The organism is Cellulosimicrobium marinum (assembly GCF_020551945.1).
GTDB lineage: Bacteria > Actinomycetota > Actinomycetes > Actinomycetales > Cellulomonadaceae > Cellulosimicrobium > Cellulosimicrobium marinum.
On sequence record NZ_JAJBZH010000003.1, the window covers coordinates 1 to 20,505 of the forward strand.

The 20,505-nt window shown below is 74.1% G+C and carries 16 protein-coding genes and 2 tRNA genes; 7 read left to right on the forward strand and 11 right to left on the reverse strand.

Features of this window, described 5'->3' with window-relative positions; translation table 11 throughout:
* From LGQ04_RS07215 to LGQ04_RS07235, 5 genes are all read right to left on the reverse strand, one after another.
* Nucleotides 1-487: ClpX C4-type zinc finger protein (locus tag LGQ04_RS07215; RefSeq protein ID WP_229243046.1), on the reverse strand; the 487-nt coding region annotated here is incomplete at its 3' end.
* Nucleotides 488-716: 229 nt separating this feature from the next.
* Nucleotides 717-1,433 carry an ATP-dependent Clp protease proteolytic subunit gene (locus LGQ04_RS07220; RefSeq protein ID WP_308016370.1) on the reverse strand — a complete coding sequence of 239 codons (717 nt, stop codon included), beginning with the start codon at nt 1,431-1,433 and terminating at the stop codon, nt 717-719.
* A gap of 38 nt (nt 1,434-1,471) precedes the next feature.
* Nucleotides 1,472-2,119 carry an ATP-dependent Clp protease proteolytic subunit gene (locus LGQ04_RS07225; protein WP_229243047.1) on the reverse strand — a complete coding sequence of 216 codons (648 nt, stop codon included), beginning with the start codon at nt 2,117-2,119 and terminating at the stop codon, nt 1,472-1,474.
* Nucleotides 2,120-2,342: 223 nt separating this feature from the next.
* On the reverse strand, nt 2,343-3,725 hold the full coding sequence (gene tig / locus LGQ04_RS07230) for a trigger factor (protein WP_229243048.1): 1,383 nt from the start codon (nt 3,723-3,725) through the stop codon (nt 2,343-2,345).
* Nucleotides 3,726-3,901: 176 nt separating this feature from the next.
* Nucleotides 3,902-3,975: transfer RNA gene (locus LGQ04_RS07235), tRNA-Pro, on the reverse strand.
* Nucleotides 3,976-4,120: 145 nt separating this feature from the next.
* Here LGQ04_RS07235 and LGQ04_RS07240 point away from each other — a divergent pair.
* From LGQ04_RS07240 to LGQ04_RS07255, 4 genes are all read left to right on the forward strand, one after another.
* Nucleotides 4,121-4,191 (forward strand) — tRNA-Gly (locus LGQ04_RS07240).
* A 557-nt stretch (nt 4,192-4,748) separates the two neighbouring features.
* Nucleotides 4,749-5,684 (forward strand): cysteine synthase A, encoded by a 936-nt coding sequence (cysK, locus tag LGQ04_RS07245; RefSeq protein ID WP_229243049.1) that lies wholly within the window; start codon nt 4,749-4,751, stop codon nt 5,682-5,684.
* Between the two features lies 1 nt (nt 5,685).
* Entirely contained in the window at nt 5,686-6,321 is a 636-nt protein-coding gene (gene epsC / locus LGQ04_RS07250) for a serine O-acetyltransferase EpsC (RefSeq protein ID WP_229243050.1), read from the forward strand.
* A gap of 176 nt (nt 6,322-6,497) precedes the next feature.
* Nucleotides 6,498-7,547, forward strand: coding sequence for an LLM class F420-dependent oxidoreductase (locus tag LGQ04_RS07255; RefSeq protein ID WP_229243051.1), 1,050 nt, complete (start codon nt 6,498-6,500; stop codon nt 7,545-7,547).
* Between the two features lie 51 nt (nt 7,548-7,598).
* On the opposite strand, the gene LGQ04_RS07260 is transcribed toward LGQ04_RS07255, so the two are convergent.
* The gene (locus tag LGQ04_RS07260) at nt 7,599-8,027 is read right to left on the reverse strand and encodes an MGMT family protein (RefSeq protein WP_372470000.1); all 429 of its coding nucleotides are present in this window, start codon (nt 8,025-8,027) and stop codon (nt 7,599-7,601) included.
* A 97-nt stretch (nt 8,028-8,124) separates the two neighbouring features.
* Here LGQ04_RS07260 and LGQ04_RS07265 point away from each other — a divergent pair, with 97 nt between their 5' ends.
* Nucleotides 8,125-9,492 carry a GNAT family N-acetyltransferase gene (locus tag LGQ04_RS07265; protein WP_229243052.1) on the forward strand — a complete coding sequence of 456 codons (1,368 nt, stop codon included), beginning with the start codon at nt 8,125-8,127 and terminating at the stop codon, nt 9,490-9,492.
* 6 nt (nt 9,493-9,498) lie between these two features.
* Here the strand turns inward: LGQ04_RS07265 and LGQ04_RS07270 are convergent, their stop codons facing one another.
* Together LGQ04_RS07270 and LGQ04_RS07275 are read right to left on the reverse strand one after the other, a co-directional pair.
* Nucleotides 9,499-10,428, reverse strand: coding sequence for an Fpg/Nei family DNA glycosylase (locus LGQ04_RS07270; protein ID WP_308016371.1), 930 nt, complete (start codon nt 10,426-10,428; stop codon nt 9,499-9,501).
* A gap of 73 nt (nt 10,429-10,501) precedes the next feature.
* Entirely contained in the window at nt 10,502-10,963 is a 462-nt protein-coding gene (locus LGQ04_RS07275; RefSeq protein WP_229243054.1) for a ribose-5-phosphate isomerase, read from the reverse strand.
* Nucleotides 10,964-11,023: 60 nt separating this feature from the next.
* On the opposite strand from LGQ04_RS07275, the gene LGQ04_RS07280 reads away from it, so the two are divergent.
* On the forward strand, nt 11,024-13,078 hold the full coding sequence (locus LGQ04_RS07280) for a M13 family metallopeptidase (RefSeq protein WP_229243055.1): 2,055 nt from the start codon (nt 11,024-11,026) through the stop codon (nt 13,076-13,078).
* Between the two features lie 189 nt (nt 13,079-13,267).
* On the opposite strand, the gene LGQ04_RS07285 is transcribed toward LGQ04_RS07280, so the two are convergent.
* Together LGQ04_RS07285 and LGQ04_RS07290 are read right to left on the reverse strand one after the other, a co-directional pair.
* Entirely contained in the window at nt 13,268-14,173 is a 906-nt protein-coding gene (locus LGQ04_RS07285; protein ID WP_229243056.1) for a hypothetical protein, read from the reverse strand.
* 396 nt (nt 14,174-14,569) lie between these two features.
* A complete protein-coding gene (locus tag LGQ04_RS07290) occupies nt 14,570-15,256 on the reverse strand; it encodes a mycothiol-dependent nitroreductase Rv2466c family protein (protein ID WP_308016372.1) in 687 nt (228 codons plus the stop codon).
* A 158-nt stretch (nt 15,257-15,414) separates the two neighbouring features.
* Between LGQ04_RS07290 and pepN the strand changes: the two genes are divergently transcribed.
* The gene (pepN, locus tag LGQ04_RS07295) at nt 15,415-18,006 is read left to right on the forward strand and encodes an aminopeptidase N (protein ID WP_229243057.1); all 2,592 of its coding nucleotides are present in this window, start codon (nt 15,415-15,417) and stop codon (nt 18,004-18,006) included.
* A 249-nt stretch (nt 18,007-18,255) separates the two neighbouring features.
* Here the strand turns inward: pepN and malQ are convergent, their stop codons facing one another.
* Nucleotides 18,256-20,436 carry a 4-alpha-glucanotransferase gene (gene malQ / locus LGQ04_RS07300; protein WP_372470001.1) on the reverse strand — a complete coding sequence of 727 codons (2,181 nt, stop codon included), beginning with the start codon at nt 20,434-20,436 and terminating at the stop codon, nt 18,256-18,258.
* Nucleotides 20,437-20,505: the final 69 nt, after the last annotated feature.

A 20,505-nucleotide genomic window follows, 5' to 3' on the forward strand; every position in this document is an offset into this window, starting at 1 on the left:
CGTCCTCACCGACGTACCCCGCCTCCGTCAACGCCGTCGCATCCGCGATCGCGAACGGCACGTTCAACATCCGCGCCAACGTCTGCGCCAGATACGTCTTGCCCGTCCCCGTCGGACCGATCAACAAGATGTTCGACTTCGCCAGCTCGACGTGGTCGGGGTCGTCGGTGGCCGACGCCTTGGTGGTCTCGCCGGCCTGGACGCGCTTGTAGTGGTTGTAGACGGCGACGGCCAGGGCGCGCTTCGCCGCGTCCTGGCCGATGACGTACTGCCCGAGAAAGTCGAAGATCTCGCGGGGCTTCGGCAGCTCGACGAGCCCGAGCTCGGTCGCCTCGGCGAGCTCTTCCTCGATGATCTCGTTGCACAGGTCGATGCACTCGTCGCAGATGTACACCCCTGGCCCTGCGATGAGCTTCTTGACCTGCTTCTGCGACTTGCCGCAGAACGAGCACTTGAGCAGGTCGGCGCCGTCCGAGATACGAGCCACTACGCGTCTCCTTGTTCGGGTGCCCTGGCCGGCCGCCGGAGGCGCCCTGCGCCCGCACCGACTCCGTCCGGGGTCTTCTCCCCATTCCACACCACGGCGCCCACGTTGTCAGGTGGGCTCTCCGCGCGACGTCCGATCCGCCGCGCGCCGAGACCGGACCGTGACCGGACGACGCACGCCGCCGCCCGTCGGGGGGCGGCGGCGTGCCGTCGTGGGGTGGTGCGGGTCGTCAGGGCTTGTTCAGCGCGACGGCCTTGCGGCTCTCGAGGACCTGGTCCACGAGGCCGTACGCCTTCGCCTGCTCGGCGGTGAGGATCTTGTCGCGCTCGATGTCCTGGCGGACGTCCTCGACGGACTTGCCCGTGTGGAGGGCGAGGGTGTCCTCGAGCCACTCGCGCATGCGGATGAGCTCGTTGGCGTGGATCTCGATGTCGGACGCCTGGGCGTAGCCGCCGCCCTCCATCGCGGGCTGGTGGATGAGCACGCGGGCGTTCGGCAGGGCGAGGCGCTTGCCGGGCTGCCCGGCCGCGAGCAGCACGGCGGCGGCGGAGGCCGCCTGGCCGAGGCAGACCGTCTGGATCTGCGGCTTGATGTACTGCATCGTGTCGTAGAGCGCGGTCATCGCGGTGAACGACCCGCCCGGCGAGTTGATGTAGAGGATGACGTCCCGGTCGGGGTCCTGGCTCTCGAGGACGAGGAGCTGGGCCATGACGTCGTCGGCGGACGCGTCGTCGACCTGGACGCCCAGGAAGATGATGCGGTCCTCGAACAGCTTGGTGTAGGGGTCCTGGCGCTTGAAGCCGTAGGCGGTGCGCTCCTCGAACTGCGGGAGCACGTACCGGGCCGACGGCGCGCCCCCGGGGAGCGCGACGCCGCCGGGTCGGGCGGCGGGGCCGGCGAGGCGCTGCGCGGTGGACAGGTACTGGGACTCGGCGCTGAAGCTCACGGGTTCTCCTCGGTGAAGTCTGGTGTCCGGGTGCGGGGTCAGGAACCCGTGGTGCCGCCGCCGCCGGTCACGGACGACGCGTTCGTCACGACGTGGTCGATGAAGCCGTACTCCAGCGCCTCCTCGGCCGTGAACCAGCTGTCGCGGTCGTTGTCCTTGAGGATCTGCTCGAGCGGCTTGCCGGTCTGCTCGGCCGTGAGCTCGGACAGCACCTGCTTCATGTGCATGATGAGCTGGGCGTTGATGCGCACGTCGGTCGCGGTGCCGCCGATGCCGCCGGAGGGCTGGTGCATCATGACGCGCGCGTGGGGCGTCGCGTACCGCTTGCCCTTGGTGCCGGACGACAGGAGGAACTGGCCCATGGACGCGGCCATGCCCATGGCGATGGTGGCGACGTCGGGCTGGATGTACTGCATGGTGTCGTAGATCGCCATGCCGGCCGTGATGGAGCCGCCGGGTGAGTTGATGTACAGCCAGATGTCCTTGTCCGGGTCCTCGGCGGCGAGCAGCATCATCTGCGCGCAGATCGCGTTGGCGTTCTCGTCGCGCACCTCCGAGCCGAGCCAGATGATGCGCTCCTTGAGGAGCCGGTTGTAGATGGAGTCGTTGAGGCCGAAGCCGGGGCCCTCGGTGCGTGCCACCGGCCCGGCCGTGTCGGACGGCAGGTACAGCTCGTTCACTTCCATCTCCTTCGTCGCTCCCGCGGGTCGACCCCGCCTGCGCTGCCCTGGCCGTCCCGGGTGGGTCCCGGGGGCGGCCGTGCTGCAGTGACCCTAACGCGGTGAGGCCTGCGTCCTCGTCCCGGTGGCGTGGGTTTTCGCTGTCGGCGCATATGCGGCGACGGGCGCGTCCCCGGGGACGACGACGGCCCGCACCCTGGTCGGGGTGCGGGCCGTCGCGGTGGGCGCGTCAGGCCTTGGTGGTCTCCTCGGCGGAGTCCTCGACGGGCGCGTCCTCGACGGGCGCGTCCTCGGCGGTCTCGGCGGAGTCGTCGAGCGGGGCCTCCTCGGCGGCGTCCTCCTCGTCCGAGCCGATGAACTCGCTGAGGTCGACGACGTTGCCCGCCGAGTCCTTGACCTCGATCTGGCGGAGCGCGACGGCGAGCGACTTGGAGCGCGCGACCTCGCCGACCATGGCGGGGATCTGACCGCCCTGGTCGAGGGACTGGATGAACTGGTTGGGGTCCATCCCGTACTGGCGCGACGCCTGGACGAGGTACTCGAGGAGCTCGTTCTGCGCGACCTTGACCTCGAGCTGCTCGGCGAGGGTGTCCAGGAGGATCTGGTTCTTGACGGCCGTGGTGGCCTCCTCGGTCACCTCGGCGCGGTGCTCGTCGTCCTCCAGGCGACCCTCGGACTCGAGGTGCCGGTGCACCTCGGCCTCGACGACGCCCGCGGGCACGGGCACCTCGACGGCGGCGTTGAGCGCGTCGAGCAGCGCGTCGCGCGCGGCGACGGCCTGGTTGGACGTCTTGGCGCCCGCGACCTGCTCGCGCAGGTCGGCCGTGAGCTCGTCGAGCGTGTCGAACTCGGACGCGAGCTGGGCGAAGTCGTCGTCCGCCTCCGGGAGGTCCCGCTGCTTGACGGTCGTCGCGGTCACCGTGACCTCGGCGGCCTTGCCCTCGTGCTCGCCGCCGGCCAGCGGGGCGCTGAAGGTGGTCGTCTCGTCGGCCGAGAGGCCGGTGAGCGCCTCGTCGAGGCCCTCGAGCATGTTGCCCGAGCCGATCTGGTAGCTGACGCCCGAGACGGAGTCCACCTCCTCGCCGTCGATGACGGCCTTGAGGTCGATGACGACGAAGTCGCCCTCGGCGGCAGGACGGTCGACGCCCACGAGGGTGCCGAAGCGCTCGCGCAGCGCGTCGAGGCGCTCGGTGACGTCCTCGTCGGTCACCTCGGCGGCGTCGACGGTGAGCTCGAGCGAGGAGAGCTCGGGCAGGTCGAGCTCGGGGCGCACCTCGACCTCGGCGGAGAACTTCAGGGGGCCCTCGGCGTCGATCGGGACCTCGGTCACGTCGACCTCGGGCTGCCCGAGGGGACGGATGCCGGACTCCGTGACCGCCTGGCGGTAGAAGCCGGACAGCCCGTCGTTGACGGCGTGCTCCAGCACGGCCGCACGACCGACGCGCTGGTCGATGATGCGGGGCGGCACCTTGCCCTTGCGGAAGCCGGGGATGTTCACCTGCTCCGCGATGTGCTTGTAGGCGTGGTCGATGCTCGGCTTGAGCTCGTCGTACTCCACCTCGACGGTCAGCTTGACCTTGGTGGGGTCCAGGGTCTCGACGGCGCTCTTCACTTCGATGGTCTCCAACTGAATCGGTGCGAGCCGGCGTGCGGCAACGGGACGCGCTGCGCGACCGCCGGACTTCCGGCGAAGCCGGGGACGGCGAACCGTCGCGGGCGTACGGGCAACCCATCAAGGGTACGCCACGTGCTCAACCTCGGCGCACGCCGCCCGGTACGTCCGACTTGTCGGGGTGACAGGATTTGAACCTGCGACCTTCCGCTCCCAAAGCGGACGCGCTACCAACCTGCGCCACACCCCGTCGCCCGTCGGGACGAGCAGGGCAAGTGTACTGGTGGGCGCGGGAGCTCCGGCCCGGCGCGGCCACCACGACCACGTGGCCGGGGAGGCGTGCCCGGACCCGCAGGACGTGCCGGGTTTGCTAAGGTTGCCGCCGCACGACCCCGGCGGGCGTAGCTCAATGGTAGAGCCCCAGTCTTCCAAACTGGCTACGCGGGTTCGATTCCCGTCGCCCGCTCCGCGCCCGGGCGCCCCGTACACCTCGCGGGGCGCCCGTCGTCGTCCGCGCCCCGTCGCCTCTTGCCCCTCGCCGCTCGGCTCGTCATCCTCAGGCCCGTCGGCACCCCCGGCCACCTCGCCGCCCGAGGACCGGTCACCGTTGCGGCCTCGCCGCGCAGGCGGATACCCTCGGGACGACCGCGTCGCCCCCGGACCTTCGGGACGGGGCCGCGACGCCCGACCAGGAGGAGCGAGGAATGACCGCGAGCACCGCGCGTCCCGCGTCGCTGCGCCGCCCTGCGCGCACCTCCTGTTGTCGCTGTCTCGGCTGTCGCTGACGACCGCCCCTCCCCCGTCCCCGCCCGCCGCCCGGGCGCGTCCGCGCGCCCGACCACCGGCCGGCCGGGGCCACCCCGCCGGTCACCGCGCGGACACGGCGCAGCACCACGGCAGCGCTCCACCGGAAGCACACCCGAGCAGGACGCCCCACGCAGAACCCCCCACGCAGAACCCAGCACCACCCTCAGCACCACGATCCCCCTAGGCTCGCCCGAGCCCTCGACAGAAGAGGAAGTCATGGCACGCATCTACGACGACGTCACGAAGCTCGTCGGCAACACCCCGCTGGTCCGCCTCAACACGCTCTCCGAGGGCGCCGGCGCCACCGTCGTCGGCAAGCTGGAGTTCTACAACCCGGCGAACTCGGTGAAGGACCGCATCGGCGTCGCGATCATCGACGCGGCGGAGGCGTCGGGCGAGCTCAAGCCCGGCGGCACGATCGTCGAGGCCACCTCGGGCAACACCGGCATCGCGCTCGCGATGGTCGGCGCCGCGCGCGGCTACGACGTCGTGCTGACGATGCCGGAGACCATGTCGAAGGAGCGCCGCGCCCTGCTGCGCGCGTTCGGCGCGGAGCTCATCCTCACGCCGGGCTCCGAGGGCATGAAGGGTGCGGTGAACAAGGCCGACGAGGTCGTCGCCGAGCGCGAGGGCGCGATCCTCGCCCGCCAGTTCGCCAACGAGGCCAACCCCGCGATCCACCGCGCCACGACGGCGGAGGAGATCTGGGCGGACACGGACGGCGAGGTCGACATCGTCGTGGCCGGCATCGGCACGGGCGGCACGATCACGGGTGTCGGCCAGGTGCTCAAGGAGCGCAAGCCCGGCGTGCAGATCGTCGCGGTCGAGCCGGAGGAGTCGCCGATCCTCAACGGCGGCGCGCCCGGTCCGCACAAGATCCAGGGCATCGGCGCGAACTTCGTGCCCGAGATCCTCGACACGTCGGCCTACGACGAGGTCATCGACGTCAACGCCGAGACGGCCGTCGAGTACGCGCGTCGCGCGGCGAAGGAGGAGGGCCTGCTGGTCGGCATCTCGTCCGGCGCGGCGATCGCGGCGGCGCTGCAGCTCGCGCAGCGCCCCGAGAACGCGGGCAAGCTCATCGTCACGATCATCCCGTCGTTCGGCGAGCGCTACCTGTCCTCGGTGCTCTACGCGGACCTCCTGGACTGACGTGTCCGACCCCGGCTCCCAGCGCAGGACCTCCGGCCCCGGCTCCCGGGTCCGGAGGTTCCTGCGCGTCCTCGGCGAGGACCTCGAGGCCGCACGACGGCGCGACCCCGCCGCCCGCAGCCGGCTCGAGGTCGCGCTGGCCTACCCGGGCGTCCACGCGGTCTGGGCCTACCGCCTCGCGCACCGCATGTGGCGCGAGCCCGTGCTGCGCCTGCCGGCGCGGCTCGTGTCCCAGGTGGCGCGCGCGCTGACCGGGGTGGAGATCCACCCCGGGGCGCGGATCGGGCGCCGACTGTTCATCGACCACGGCATGGGGGTCGTGGTGGGCGAGACGGCGGTCGTCGGCGACGACGTCGTGCTGTTCCACACCTCGACGCTCGGCGGCCGGTCGATGAAGCGCGGCAAGCGGCACCCGACGCTCGGTGACCGGGTGGTGGTCGGTGCGGGCGCGAAGATCCTCGGCCCGGTGTGGGTCGGAGACGACGTGCAGGTGGGCGCGAACGCCGTCGTCGTCAAGGACGTCCCGGCGGGCGCCGTGGCCGTCGGTGTCCCGGCGCGGGTGCGCCACCCGCGGGACGACCGTGCGGTCCGTGACGGCATCGAGGACCCGGCGCTGCTCATCGAGTACGTCATCTGAGCGGTCGCGCTGGTCGCCGTGCCGGAGGGCGCCTCCCCCGTGGGGAGGCGCCCTCCGTCGTGCGGGTCGATCCGCTAGGGTGGACACCGCGGTACCTGAGACGCTGCGTCTCGGATATCTGTCGGCGGTCCCGCCGGCCCGCACGTCCCTGTCCCCCTCGACGACGAGGAGCCCCCATGCGTCTCGGCATCCACTCCGGCTACTGGTCCGCCGGGCCCCCCGACGGCATCGAGGACGCCGTCGTCGCCGCGGACCGCCTCGGCGTGGACTCCGTGTGGACCGCGGAGGCGTACGGCTCGGACGCGTTCACCCCGCTCGCCTGGTGGGGCGCCCGCACCACGAGGATCCGGCTGGGGACCGCCGTCGCGCAGATCTCGGCCCGCACGCCCACCGCCACCGCGATGGCCGCGCTCACGCTCGACCACCTCTCCGGCGGCCGCTTCGTGCTGGGCCTGGGCGTCTCCGGCCCGCAGGTCGTCGAGGGCTGGTACGGCCAGCCGTACGCCCGGCCCCTCGCCCGCACGCGCGAGTACGTCGACGTCGTAAGGCAGGTCCTGGCGCGCGAGGCCCCGGTGACGAACCCCGGGCCGCACTACCCGCTCCCCCTGCCCGACGGCGCGGGGACCGGCCTCGGCAAGGCCCTGCGGTCGACCGTGCACCCCCTGCGGGCGGACCTGCCGATCCACCTCGCTGCCGAGGGGCCGCGCAACATCGCGCTCGCGGCGGAGATCGCCGACGGCTGGCTCCCGCTCTTCTACTCCCCGCGCATGGACGCGAGCTTCCGCGAGCTCCTCGCGGACGGCTTCGCCCGGCGCGCCCCGGAGCGCTCCTCGGAGGCGGCCTTCGAGATCAGCGCGACCGTTCCCGTGGTGGTGCGCGAGCACGTCGAGCAGGCGGCGGACCAGGTGCGCCCGTTCCTCGCCCTGTACGTCGGCGGGATGGGCGCCAAGGGGGCGAACTTCCACCGGGACGCGCTGGACCGGCTGGGCTACGCGGCGGCGTGCGACGAGATCCAGGCGCACTACCTCGCGGGCCGCAAGGACCTCGCCGCGGCGGCCGTGCCGACCGAGATGGTCGAGGACGTCGCCCTCGTGGGCCCCGCGGAGAAGATCGCGCGCGACCTCGAGGCGTGGCGCGCCACCGCCGTCACGACGCTGCTCGTCCAGGGCGACGCGACGGCCGTGCGGACGCTGGCACCCCTCCTCGCGGACCCCGCCTCCCGCTGAGTGCGGGGGATCTGTCGTCCCGAACCCCCGCCGACGACAGATCCCCCGCACTCACGGGGGCGGGTCGTCGGCGCCGGGGAACCACACGGCCCGGCGGAGGTCGACGCGTCGGCCGTCGCGCACGAGCGGGCACCCCTCCGCACGCAGCTCCGCGAGGGCGGCGTCGAGGTGGTGCGACGGCGGGGAGCCCGACGCGTTGACGACGCGCCACCACGGGACGGGGGCGCCGTCGTCGTCCACCCCGGCCGACCCCGCGAGCACCGCCCCGACCTGGCGCGGGCCGCCCCGGTGCAGCGTCTCGGCGACGACCTCCGCGACCAGGCCGTAGGTCGTCGCGCGGGCGGGCGGGACGCGCCGGACGAGCGCGAGCACGGCCGCCGCGTACTGGGCGGCGGGCGACGTCGCCGGCTCCTGCTCCGGCGCGGGCTCCGGGGCGGCGTCGGACGGCGAGGGGGCGCCGGGCGGTCGGTCGGTGCTCACCGTCGGACCCTACGCCCGGCGCCCTCCGCCGCGCGGGATCGTGGACACGGGCGGAATGTCCTGGTGCGGACCGGGCCGACCCCGCGATGATCCCCGCATGACCGCGACGCACCACGACCCCGACCGTCCCGCCCGAACCTCCCTCCCGCCGGGCCACGCGCTGACGCCTCTGGACGCGACGGACCTGCGGGCCGTCCTCGACCTCGACACGTGGGCCTTCCCCACCCCGCACGACGTCGACGACCTCGCACAGCGGCCGTCGCCCCTGTCGTGGGACCGGGTCGTCGGCGTGGTGCGCGAGGTCGCGGACGATGAGGCCGAGCCCGTGGACGGCGCCGTGCCCGTGCGGCGCGACCTCGTCGCGATGCACGCGTCCTACCCGTTCTCCCGCTTCCCCGTCCCGGGCGCCACGACGGCCGTCGCGGGCCTCACGTGGGTCGGGGTGCACCCCGCGCACCGCCGCCGGGGGCTGCTCAGCGCGATGATCGACCACCACCTGGCACGCTGCCGCGAGCGCGGCGAGGCCGTCTCGGCGCTGTTCGCCGCGGAGGCGGCGATCTACGGCCGGTTCGGCTACGGCAGCGCGGCCGACGACCTGCGGGTCGCCGTGCCGCGCGGCGCGGCCCTGCGCGACGTCCCGGGCGCCGAGCGGTGCACGGTCCGCGTCGAGCGCGCCGACCGTGCGCGCCACGGCGAGCTGGTCGCGGCCCTGCACGAGCGTGCGGGCGCGGACCCGACCGGCCCTGGGTCCGGCGGCCCGCTCAACCGGCCCGGGTGGGCGACGCGGGAGACGCCGGAGCTCCAGGACGCGTTCTGGGACGACCCGGCGGCGATGCGCCAGGGCCGCGAGTCGCTGCGCATCGCGATCGTCGAGCGCGACGGGGAGCCGCGCGGCTACGCGCGGTTCCGCCGCACCCTGTCGTGGGAGACGACGGGGCCGCGGGGGACGGTCGCGACAGGAGAGGTCGTCGCGCTGGACGCGGCTGCCGCGCGGGCGCTGTGGGGCGTGCTGAGCGACCTGGACCTGTCGCACGAGGTGACGCCGTTCGTCCTGCCGGTGGACGACGCCGTCATGCACCTGCTCGTGGACCCGCGCTCCGCGTCGCCGAGGGTCGCCGACAACGTGTGGGTGCGGCTGGTGGACGTGCCCGCGGCGCTGGCGGCACGGCGGTACGCGGCCGACGTCGACGTGGTGCTCCACGTGACGGACGCCCGGCTCGGGGAGAACGCCGGGCACTGGCGCGTGCGCGGGGACGCGTTCGCGCCGGCGACGGCCGGGCGGACCGACGACGCGGCAGACCTGTCCCTGGACGTGCGCGAGCTCGGGTCGGCGTACCTCGGCGGCCGGACGCTCGCCGCGCTCGCCGCCGCGGGCCTGGTCACCGAGCACTCCCCGGGGGCGCTGGCGCGTGCGAGCGCGGCGTTCGCGTGGCCCGTGGCACCCGGCTGCAGCTGGGTGTTCTGAGCGCCGTCAGACCTGGCACACCGGGCAGCGATAGAGCGAGCGGCCCGCGAGCTCGCTGCGCAGGACGGACGAGGCGCACACCCGGCACGGCAGGCCGTCGCGGTGGTAGACGTAGAACGCCTCGTCGGCCGGGACCGCGCCCGGTGCGCCGTCGGTGTTCTGGCGCACCCGGGCACGCGTCCCGGGGTCGGGCAGGGCGCCGTCGGCCCCGCTGCGGTCCTCGGGGCGGGTGGTGACGATGGCGCCCGTGCGGGCGCCGTCGTGCATGAGCCGCACGAGGTCGTCCCACAGGTCGCGCAGCACCTCGGCCGGGACGTCGCGACCGGGACGCAGCGGGTCCAGCCGGGCCCGGAACAGCGACTCGGCCCGGTAGATGTTGCCGACGCCCGCGACGACGTCCTGGTTCATGAGCAGCACGCCCACCGGGGTGCGGGACCGGCGCACGCCCGCGACGAACACCTCGCGCGGGTCGGGCAGACCCGGGTCCGGGTCACGGATCGGGTCGGGGCCCAGCCGGGCCTCGACCCGCTGCTTCTCCTCGGGGGTGAGGACCTCGCAGGCGGTCGGCCCGGTGAGGTCGGCCACGGCGTGCTCGCCCAGCAGCCGCACGCGCACGGCCCCGCGCGGCGGCGGGGGCGACCACGCGGCGTCGGGCCCGGGCGACCCGGGCCCCGCGAGCACGGTCTCGCGCTCGCCGACCCGGCGACGGGGCGCACCGATCGCGTGGACGACGGCGGCGCTCCCGTCCCCCGCGAAGGTCCACGCGCCGTACAGGCCGAGGTGGACGCGCAGCCAGCGCTCGGCCGGCGCGGTCGGGGCGGCGCCGGGCGGCGCGAACCCGAGGAAGAGCTGCTTGCCCCACGCCTCGCTCGCGACGAGGACGTGCCCGTCGAGCACCGCGGCACCGCTCGCGAACCTCCCCTGCGGGCTGCTCACGGCGAGCGCCTGCCCGCCGAACAGGCCGTCGACGGCGCGCGCGAGCCGGTGGACAGTGTGGCCCTCCGGCACCTCAGGCCGACGCGCCGCGCGACGCCTCGTAGGCCGCGAGCTGGTCGATGCGGCGCTGGTGACGCGCGTCGCCGCTGAACGGCTCGGCGAGGAACGCGTCGACGATCTCGACGGCCTCGTCGACGGAGTGCTGGCGCGCACCCACGGCGACGACGTTGGCGTCGTTGTGCTGACGTCCGAGGCGCGCCGTGTCGAGGCTCCACGCGAGGGCCGCCCGGACACCCACGACCTTGTTCGCGGCGATCTGCTCGCCGTTGCCCGACCCGCCGATGACGATGCCGAGAGAGCCCGGCTCGGCGACGACGGCCTCGCCCGCGGCGAAGCAGAACGACGGGTAGTCGTCGACGGCGTCGTACTCGTGGGCGCCGTGGTCGACGACGTCGTGGCCCGCGGCACGCAGGTGCTCGGCGAGGTGGGTCTTGAGCTCGTAGCCGGCGTGGTCGGCGGCGATGTGAACGCGCATGCCCCCATCATGCCGCAGCCCGGCCTCGTCATCCGGGGCCGAGGCCGTAGCCTGAGACGCATGACACAGACCTCCTCGTCGTCCACGCCGTCCGCGCCCGGCACCACGCCCGCCGGGCGCGGCTCGGGCATCGACCTGTCCGCCCTCGACCCGGCCGTCCGGCCGCAGGACGACCTGTACCGGCACGTCAACGGCCGCTGGCTGGCGAGCCACGAGATCCCCGCCGACCGTGCCATGGACGGCGCGTTCCGCGCCCTGCACGACCAGGCCGAGCTCGACGTGCGCGACATCATCACGGACCTCGGCGCCGCCGTCGCGGCCGGGGACGCCGAGGTGAGCGCGGACGCCGCCAAGGTGGGCGCGCTGTACGCGAGCTTCATGGACACCGACCGCATCGAGGCGCTGGGCACGGCGCCGCTGCGCGCCGACATGGCGCTCGTCGCGGCCGCCACGACGCAGGCCGAGCTCACCGGCGTCCTCGGCGCGCTGCAGCGCACCGGGGGCGGTGGCGCCGTCGGGTTCTGGGTCGACAACGACGCGAAGGACCCCGAGCGCTACGTCGTCTACCTGCACCAGGCGGGCCTCGGCCTGCCGGACGAGGCGTACTACCGCGAGGACCAGTACGCGCCCGTGCGCGAGAAGTACGTGCCGCACGTCGCCCGGATGCTCTCGCTCGCGGGGGTCACGTCGGAGACGTGGGGTGCCGCGCCCGAGGAGGCCGCGCAGCGCGTCCTCGCGCTCGAGACGAGGCTCGCCGCCGAGCACTGGGACGTCGTGCGCGACCGCGACGCGGACCTCACCTACAACCCGCGGACGCTCGCCGCGCTGGCGGACGAGGCGCCCGGGTTCGACTGGCGCGCGTGGGTCCTCGCGCTCGGCGCGCCCGAGGGCTCGCTCGACCACGTGGTCGTGCGGGAGCCGAGCTTCGCGACCGGCTTCGCCGCCCTGTGGGAGTCCGCCCCGCTGGAGGACTGGAAGCTCTGGGCGCTCTACCACCTGGTGACCGCGCGCGCGCCGTACCTCACGGACGAGCTCGTCGAGGCGAACTTCGACTTCTACGGGCGGACGCTCTCCGGCGCGCAGGAGGTGCGCGAACGGTGGAAGCGCGGCGTGTCCGTGGTGCAGGGCGCGCTCGGCGAGGCCGTCGGCGCGCAGTACGTGGCCCGGCACTTCCCCCCGTCCCACAAGGCCCGGATGGAGGAGCTCGTCGCCTACCTCGTCGCGGCCTACCGCGAGTCCATCGAGGCCCTCGACTGGATGACCGACGACACCAAGGCGAAGGCGCTGGCCAAGCTCGAGGCGTTCACGCCGAAGATCGGGTACCCGGTCCGGTGGCGGGACTACTCCGCCCTCGTCGTCGAGGCGGACGACCTCGTCGGCAACGTGCGCCGCGCGCACGCGTTCGAGCAGGACCGCGAGCTCGGCAAGATCGGCAGGCCGCTGGACCGCGACGAGTGGTTCATGACGCCGCAGACCGTCAACGCCTACTACAACCCCGGCATGAACGAGATCGTCTTCCCCGCGGCGATCCTCCAGCCGCCGTTCTTCGACCCGGACGCCGACGACGCCGTGAACTACGGCGGCATCGGCGCCGTGATCGGCCACGAGATCGGGCACGGGTTCGACGACCAGGGGTCGAAGTACGACGGCGCCGGCCGCCTCGAGGACTGGTGGACCCCGACCGACCGCGACGAGTTCGAGAAGCGGACGAAGGCGCTCATCGACCAGTACGACGCCTACCGCCCGGCCCAGCTCGCCGCCGACGGGCCCCACGTCAACGGCGCCCTGACGATCGGGGAGAACATCGGCGACCTCGGCGGGCTGTCCATCGCCCTCAGGGCGTACCGCATCGCGCTCGGCCGACCGCTCGCCGAGGCTCCCGTCGTCGACGGGCTGACCGGCATCGAGCGCGTGTTCCTCGGCTGGGCCCAGGTGTGGCAGGCCAAGGGACGCGACGAGGAGGTCGTGCGGCGCATCGCCACCGACCCGCACTCCCCCAACGAGTTCCGGTGCAACGGCGTCGTGCGCAACGTCGACGAGTTCTACGAGGCGTACGACGTGCAGCCCGGCGACGCGCTCTACCTCGCGCCCGAGGAGCGGGTGCGCATCTGGTGACGCACGGACGCTGACCCACGACGCCGGCCGACGACGCCGACCGACGACGAGGGGCGTGGAGCGTGCGACGTCGTGGTCGGGCCTGGCGGGAGCGGCGAGGCACGAGCCGCGGATGGTAGACGGCGCACGCACGACGCCCCTCGTCGTCGGTGCAGGTCGTCGGTGCAGGCTCGCTGTCGGAGCCGCGGGTCAGAGCGTCCGGATGCCGGCCCGCGCCACGGTGAAGCCCTTGCCGGTGGCGTCGTCGCGGCACGTCACGCCCGTGTCGGCGCTGTCGCACGTGAACCCGCCCACGGTCTTCGACTTCCCGTAGGGCAGCACCTCGACACCGCCCGGCGCGGCCTGCGGCTGCTCGCCCGAGGGGACGCACGGCTGCGTGACGCCGTCGGCGTCGAGCACCACGCGGTACCCGACCGTGCCGTCGCAGCCGGCCACCGGGGCGGGCTGGGAGCCGAGCTCCGCGATCGAGCAGGTGACGCCGACGTCGGTCATCTCGCACGTGATGTTCCGCGTCTTCGACGCGAACGACTCCGTCACCGTGGGGACGGCCTCGGCGTCCTCGGGCTCCGGCTCCGACGGCGTGGCGGCCGACGACGGCGCGGCCGCGGCACCCCCTGCGCCGTCGCCGGCCGGGTCGTCACCGCCCCCGAGGAGCGAGACCGCGAACACGACGGCGCCGATGACGAGCAGGACGTCGACGACGATGAACGCGATCCACCCCGCGCTCAGCCGTCCCGAGGACCGGGGCGCACGCCCGCCGTCGCGCCGGGTCGTCCGCCCACCCGGGGGCGGCGAGGCCGACTGACCAGGGGCGGGTGCCGGGGACGCCGCGGACGCGGCGTGTCCCGCCGGCGGGTGGTACGCGGGCTGGGCGGCCACGTATCCGGCCCCGGCGCCGTAGCCGGCGCCCGCCGCCGGGGCGGCGCCGTAGCCCGCCGAGGTCGGGCCGTAGCCCTGGCCCGCCGGTGCGGGGTACCCGCCCGGCTCGGTCGCGTACCGCACGCGCTGCGGCGGGGTCGGTGCCGGTGCCGCGGCGGGCGACGGCGCGGGGACCGCAGGCTGCGCCGCGGTCGGCAGGCCCGTCGTCGGGGTCACGCGCTGGACCGTGGTCGCCTGTGTCGCCGGCGGGACGGCACCCGACGGGACCGCGGGCTGCACGACGGTCGCCTGGCCGTCCGCCGGCGTGTGGCGCGCAGCACGCTGGGACGCCCGTCCCGCCGGGGCGAACGTCGGGGGCGCGGCCGGGCGGTCAGGGGTCCGGGCGGCGTCCCACGCGGGTGCGCTCCCCGAGGCGCCACCGGGCGGCGGCGGAGGGGGTGGCACCGGGGCGTTCGGGGACATGCTGGGCTCCTCGCGGACTCCTCGACGGACCCGCCCGGGGGGACCGGGACCGGGGGTGCGGGCCGGCGACGCACCCGCCCGCGACCGATGAAGCATGGCACGGGCCACCCGCACCGGTCGAACCCCGCACCTCCCGCGGCGGCCCTCCGGTCAGTCGAAGACGGGCCCCTGCGTGCGGGTCCGCTTGATCTCGAAGAAGCCCGGCGTCGACGCCACGAGGACGCACCCGTCCCACAGCCGTCCCGCGGCCTCGCCCTTCGGCGCGGGGGTCACGACCGGGCCGAAGAACGCCGTGCCCTCGAACGCCACGACGGGCGTGCCGACGTCCTCCCCCACGAGTCCGATTCCCTCGGCGTGCGACGCGCGCAGCTGCGCGTCGTACGCGTCCGACGCCGCGGCGTCGGCGAGCGACGCGGGCAGGCCGACCTCCGCGAGCGCCTCGGCCACGACGGCGTCGTAGTCCGTCCGGCCGCCCGGGTGCAGCCGCGTGCCGATCGCGTCGTACAGCGGCTTGACGACCTCTTCGCCGTGCTCGACGCGCGCCGCCGTGACGACCCGCACCGGCCCCCACGCCCGGTCCATGAGCTCGCGGTACGTCTCCGGCAGGTCGCGGCCCTCGTTGAGCACGGCGAGGCTCATGACGTGCCAGCGCACCGTCACGTCCCGCACCTGCTCCACCTCGCCCATCCACCGGCTCGTCATCCAGGCCCACGGGCACAGCGGGTCGAACCAGAAGTCGGCGACCTGCGCGGCGGCTGCCCGGTCGTCGGGCCGGTCGTCGACCTCGTGGTCGGCGGGCGCGGGGACGGTCGGCTCGGACGTCGTGGCGAGGCTCACGGGCGGGTCTCCTTCGGGTCGGGTGCGCCGGGCGGGCCGGCACGGTCTCGCCCGTACCCGACACCGCGGGCCGCCCAGGTATTCCCGGGGGGCGGCGGCGGCGCCCGTGGGATGATCGACGCCGGCCCACCCGGCCACCACCGAGACGAGGAGTTGCAGTGCCCGGAGAGAACCTCACCCGTGCCGAGGCGATCGAGCGCGCGGGGATCGTCGACGTCCAGTCCTACGACGTCGACCTCGACCTGACCACGGGGGCGACGACGTTCGCCTCCACGACCGTGGTGCGGTTCACCGCGACCCCGGGCGCGTCGAGCTTCATCGACCTCGTGGCGCCGAGCGTGCGCGAGGTCGTGCTCAACGGGCGCGCGCTCGACCCCGCCGAGGTGTTCGCGGACTCGCGCGTGGCGCTGCCCGGCCTCGCCGCGGAGAACGAGCTGCGCGTCGTCGCGGACTGCGGGTACACGAACACGGGCGAGGGCCTGCACCGCTTCGTCGACCCGGTCGACGGCGAGGTGTACCTGTACACGCAGTTCGAGGTGCCGGACTCCCGCCGCGTCTTCGCCGTGTTCGAGCAGCCCGACCTCAAGGCGACGTTCGCGTTCACCGTCACGGCGCCGTCGGCGTGGCAGGTCGTGAGCAACCAGCCGACGCCGCGGCCCACGTCCCTCGGCGCGGTCGCCGACCCGACGGGCACGGGTGCGGGCGATGTCGAGGTCTCCCGCTGGGCGTTCGAGCCGACGCCGCGCATCTCCTCCTACATCACGGCGCTCGTCGCGGGGCCGTACGTCGTGGAGCGGAGCGAGCTCACGTCGTCGGACGGCCGGACGATCCCGCTGGGCGTGTTCTGCCGCGCGTCCCTGGCGGACCACATGGACGCCGGGTACGTGTTCGACAAGACCCGCGAGGGCTTCACGTTCTTCGAGTCCGCGTTCGAGCACCCGTACCCGTTCGACAAGTACGACCAGCTCTTCGTGCCCGAGTACAACATGGGCGCGATGGAGAACGCGGGCTGCGTGACCTTCACCGAGACGTACGTGTTCCGCTCCAAGGTCACGGACGCCGTGAAGGAGCGTCGTGTCGTGACGATCCTCCACGAGCTCGCCCACATGTGGTTCGGCGACCTCGTCACCATGAAGTGGTGGAACGACCTGTGGCTCAACGAGTCGTTCGCCGAGTACGCCTCGACCCTCGCGACCGCCGAGGCCACGGAGTGGACCGAGGCGTGGACGACGTTCGCCGCGATGGAGAAGTCCTGGGCGTACCGCCAGGACCAGCTCCCCTCGACGCACCCGATCGTCGCGACGATCAACGACCTGGAGGACGTGTTCGTCAACTTCGACGGCATCACCTACGCCAAGGGCGCCTCCGTGCTCAAGCAGCTCGTCGCGTGGGTCGGCAAGGAGCAGTTCCTCGCCGGCGTCGCCGCGTACTTCCGCAAGCACGCGTGGGGCAACACCGAGCTGCGCGACCTGCTCGTCGAGCTCGAGGCGACGAGCGGCCGCGACCTCGCCGAGTGGTCCGCGAAGTGGCTGGAGACCGCGGGTGTCAACACGCTGCGCCCCGAGATCGAGGTCGACGCGCACGGGCGCGTCGTGTCCTTCGCGGTGCTGCAGTCCGCGGTCGCGGAGCACCCGACGCTGCGGCCCCACCGTCTCGGCATCGGCTTCTACGACATGCAGGACGTGGACGGCCGACGGATCCTGTCCCGTGTCCACCGTGTCGAGGTCGACGTCGACGGCGAGCGCACCGAGGTGCCGGAGCTCCTCGGCCTCGACCGCCCGCAGCTCGTGCTCCTCAACGACGACGACCTCGCGTACGCGAAGATCCGGCTCGACGAGATGTCGCTCCAGGTCGCGACCGAGCACCTCGCCGACATCGCGGACCCGCTGGCCCGCTCTCTCGTGTGGGGCGCCGCGTGGGACGCGACGCGCGACGGCGAGACGCCGGCGACCGACTACGTGCGCCTCGTCCTCGGCAACGTCGCGCGCGAGACCGAGTCGACGACGATCCGCACCACCCTCAACCAGCTCGCCCTCGCGGCGAAGACGTACGTCGCCCCGGAGCGTCGTGACGAGACGCTCGTCGAGGTCGGCGACGGCCTGTGGACCCTCGCGCAGGCGGCCGAGGCGGGCTCCGACCTGCAGTTCCAGCTCGTGAAGTTCTTCGCGCACCTCGCGTCCACCCCGACCCACGGCGCGGCCCTGCGCTCCCTGCTCGACGGCTCCGCCGCGCTCGACGGTCTCGACATCGACACCGACCTGCGGTGGGAGATCCTCGAGGGCCTGGTGCTGCTCGACCTCGCGGACGACGTGGAGATCGAGGAGACCCTCGCCGCGGACTCCACCGCCACGGGTCAGCAGTCGGCCGCCCGCGCGCGCGCCACGGTCCCGACCGCGGACGCCAAGCGGGCCGCGTTCGACCGCCTCGTCGCGACGGACGGCGCACCGAACGCCATCGTCCGCGCGACGACGCAGGGCTTCCAGCACGTCAACGACCCCGCGGCGCTCGCCCCGCTCGTCGGCGCGTACTTCGACGCGCTGCTGCCGCTGTGGGACTCCCGGTCGTACCACATCGCCGAGGCGCTCGTCACGGGTCTGTACCCCGCCCCGCTCGCCAGCGCGGCCCTGCGGGACGCCACGCAGGACTGGCTCGACGCGAACGCGGAGGCCGCGCCCGCGCTGCGCCGCCTCGTCGTCGAGAACCTCGCGGGCGTCGAGCGCGCGCTCGCCGCGCAGGCCACCGACGCCTGAGCACCGAGGTCCGAGCACGAGGGCTGAGCACCGACCCGTCCCTGCCGCTCCGGCAGGGGCGGGTCGCTGCCGTCAGGGGCAGGTCCCTGCCGTCAGCGCTCGAGGCGCGAGGGGGACGGTCGGGAGCGGGACGGTGTGGTGCGTGCGCCGTCGTGGTCGGGCCTGGCGGGAGCGGCGAGGCACGAGCCGCGGATGGTAGACGGCGCACGCACCACACCGTCCCGCTCCCCCTCCGAGGTCACTCGACCCTCACGGAGCAGCGTTCATCGCTGCGACGAGCGAGCGCAGCCGGGCGCTGTCGAAGAGGTCCTCGAGGAGCACGACGTTGCCCGACGGGTCGCCGAGAGGCACCTTCCAGTTCGGGTACTCGGTGTGCGTGCCCGGCTGGTTCTGCGAGCGGCGCTCCCCCACCGCGTCGGCGAGGGACACGCCGAGCAGCACGGCGGGCGTCTGCCGCACGAGGCGGTGCAGGGCCTCGACGAGCTCGCGCTCCGAGGTGTCCTCGCCCACGAGACCGCGTTCGCGCAGGAACGCGACCATCGCGTCGTGCTCCGCGCGCGCCGCGCGCCGGACGTCCTCGACGTCCTCGGTGAGCACGCCGAGGCGTTCGCGCAGCTCGACGTGCTCGCCCGCGAGGTATCCCGCCGTCGGGGGGAGGTCGTGGGTCGTGACGGTGGCGAGCGCGAGGTGCCGGTACCGCTCGGGGGGCAGGGGCGCGCCGTCGTCGGTCCGCTCGAACCACAGGACGGACGTGCCGAGGACCCCCCGGTCCTCGAGGTAGTCCCGCACCCAGGGCTCGAACACGCCGAGGTCCTCGCCGACGACCATCGCGCCGGCGCGCTGCGCCTCGAGGCACAGGATGCCGACGAGCGCCTCGTGGTCGTAGCGGACGTACGCGCCCGCGTCGGCGCGCGCGCCGCCGGGGATCCACCAGAGCCGGAAGAGCCCGATGACGTGGTCGATCCGGATCGCGCCCGCGTGCCGCAGGACGGTGCGCAGCATGTCGCGGTAGGGGCCGTACCCGGCCCGTTCGAGGGCGCGCGGGTGCCACGGCGGCTGCGACCAGTTCTGCCCCTGCTGGTTGTACATGTCCGGGGGCGCGCCCACGGAGACCCCCGTGGCGAGGACCGACCGGTGGGCCCACACGTCGGCACCCTCGGGGTGCACGCCCACGGCCAGGTCGTGCACGATCCCGACGGCCATGCCGGCCTCGCGCGCGGTGCGCTGGGCGACGCGCAGCTGCTCGTCCGCGACCCACTGCAGCCAGCAGTAGAACTCGACACGGTCGGAGAGCTGGTCGCGCAGCGCGGCGACGGTCGCGCTCGTCGGGTCCGTGGCGCCGGGCGGCCAGTCCCGGTCGCCGTAGTGGTCGACGAGCGCGCACCACGTCGCGAAGTCGTCCAGGCCCTTGCCCTGCTCGGCGCGGAACGCGTCGAACGCCGCCTGGCGGGCGGTCGAGCGGGGCGCGGCGAAGACGACCTCCAGCGCGGCCTTCTTCGCCTCCCACGCCGCGTCGCGGTCGATCGGGCCGGGGTCGGTGCTCTGCTCGCGGACGGGGTCGAACGCCCACTCGACGAGCGAGCGGTCCGCGGCCGAGAGGTACGCGGTCTCGCGGACGTCCTCGACCCGCAGGTAGATCGGGTTGACGAACCGCCGGCTCGTCGGCAGGTACGGCGACGGCGACATGGGCGTGCGCGGCTCGGCGGCGTGCAGCGGGTTGACGAGGAGGAAGTCGGCGCCGGCCTCGCGGGCGGAGAGCCACGCGAGGTCGGCGAGGTCCGCGAGGTCCCCGACGCCCCACGACGCGCGCGAGCGCACCGAGTAGAGCTGGGCCATGAACCCCCACACGGGCTGCTGCGCGACGGCGTCGGGCAGCTCGAGCCGTCGCGGCGTCACGACGAGCGTCGCCCGGGCCTGCGTGCCCTCGCTCGTCGCGTGCAGGTCGTGCCAGCCGAGCGGCAGGTCGGCCGGGACCTCGAACGTCGCGCGCCCGACGGTCCGCCCGTCGACGGCGCGCGGCTCGACGAAGTCGTCGAGCTGGACGAGGTCGCGTCGTCCGCGCGGTGCACGGGCGGCGGCCCGGCCGGGTCGCGCGGACGCGACGGCCTCGAGCTCGACCCACACGTCGACCGCGGCGCCGTCGGTGACGTGGACCGGCACGGGGACCGCGTCGCCCTGCCGCACGACGACCGTCGGCGGGAGCATGTGGCGCCACGCGTCGTCGCGCGAGTGCTCCAGCGAGACGGCGACCTTCTCCGGCGAGGACGCGGGGACGCCGAGCGCCTCGAGGACGGCGACGAGGGTCGACGCGCGGACCTGGCGTCTCGCGCCGTCGAAGCCCCAGAAGTCGGACGCCACGCCGTGGGCGTCCGCCAGCTGCACCAACGGCTCGGGCAGGTCCTCCTGCTGGGGTTCGCTCACGCACCGCATCCTGCCAGAACGTCCACATCCGGGCCCGTCCTCTCGCACGGCGTGCCCGGACGCGACCGGTAGCCTGCC

What these genes read in the sequence shown, in the direction of transcription:
- LGQ04_RS07280 (WP_229243055.1), top strand. Translation starts at nt 11,024, where the DNA reads ATGACACAGACCTCCTCGTCGTCCACGCCGTCCGCGCCCGGCACCACG.
- malQ (WP_372470001.1), bottom strand. Translation starts at nt 20,436, where the DNA reads ATGCGGTGCGTGAGCGAACCCCAGCAGGAGGACCTGCCCGAGCCGTTG.
- LGQ04_RS07255 (WP_229243051.1), top strand. Translation starts at nt 6,498, where the DNA reads ATGCGTCTCGGCATCCACTCCGGCTACTGGTCCGCCGGGCCCCCCGAC.
- LGQ04_RS07265 (WP_229243052.1), top strand. Translation starts at nt 8,125, where the DNA reads ATGACCGCGACGCACCACGACCCCGACCGTCCCGCCCGAACCTCCCTC.
- LGQ04_RS07275 (WP_229243054.1), bottom strand. Translation starts at nt 10,963, where the DNA reads ATGCGCGTTCACATCGCCGCCGACCACGCCGGCTACGAGCTCAAGACC.
- LGQ04_RS07225 (WP_229243047.1), bottom strand. Translation starts at nt 2,119, where the DNA reads ATGGAAGTGAACGAGCTGTACCTGCCGTCCGACACGGCCGGGCCGGTG.
- cysK (WP_229243049.1), top strand. Translation starts at nt 4,749, where the DNA reads ATGGCACGCATCTACGACGACGTCACGAAGCTCGTCGGCAACACCCCG.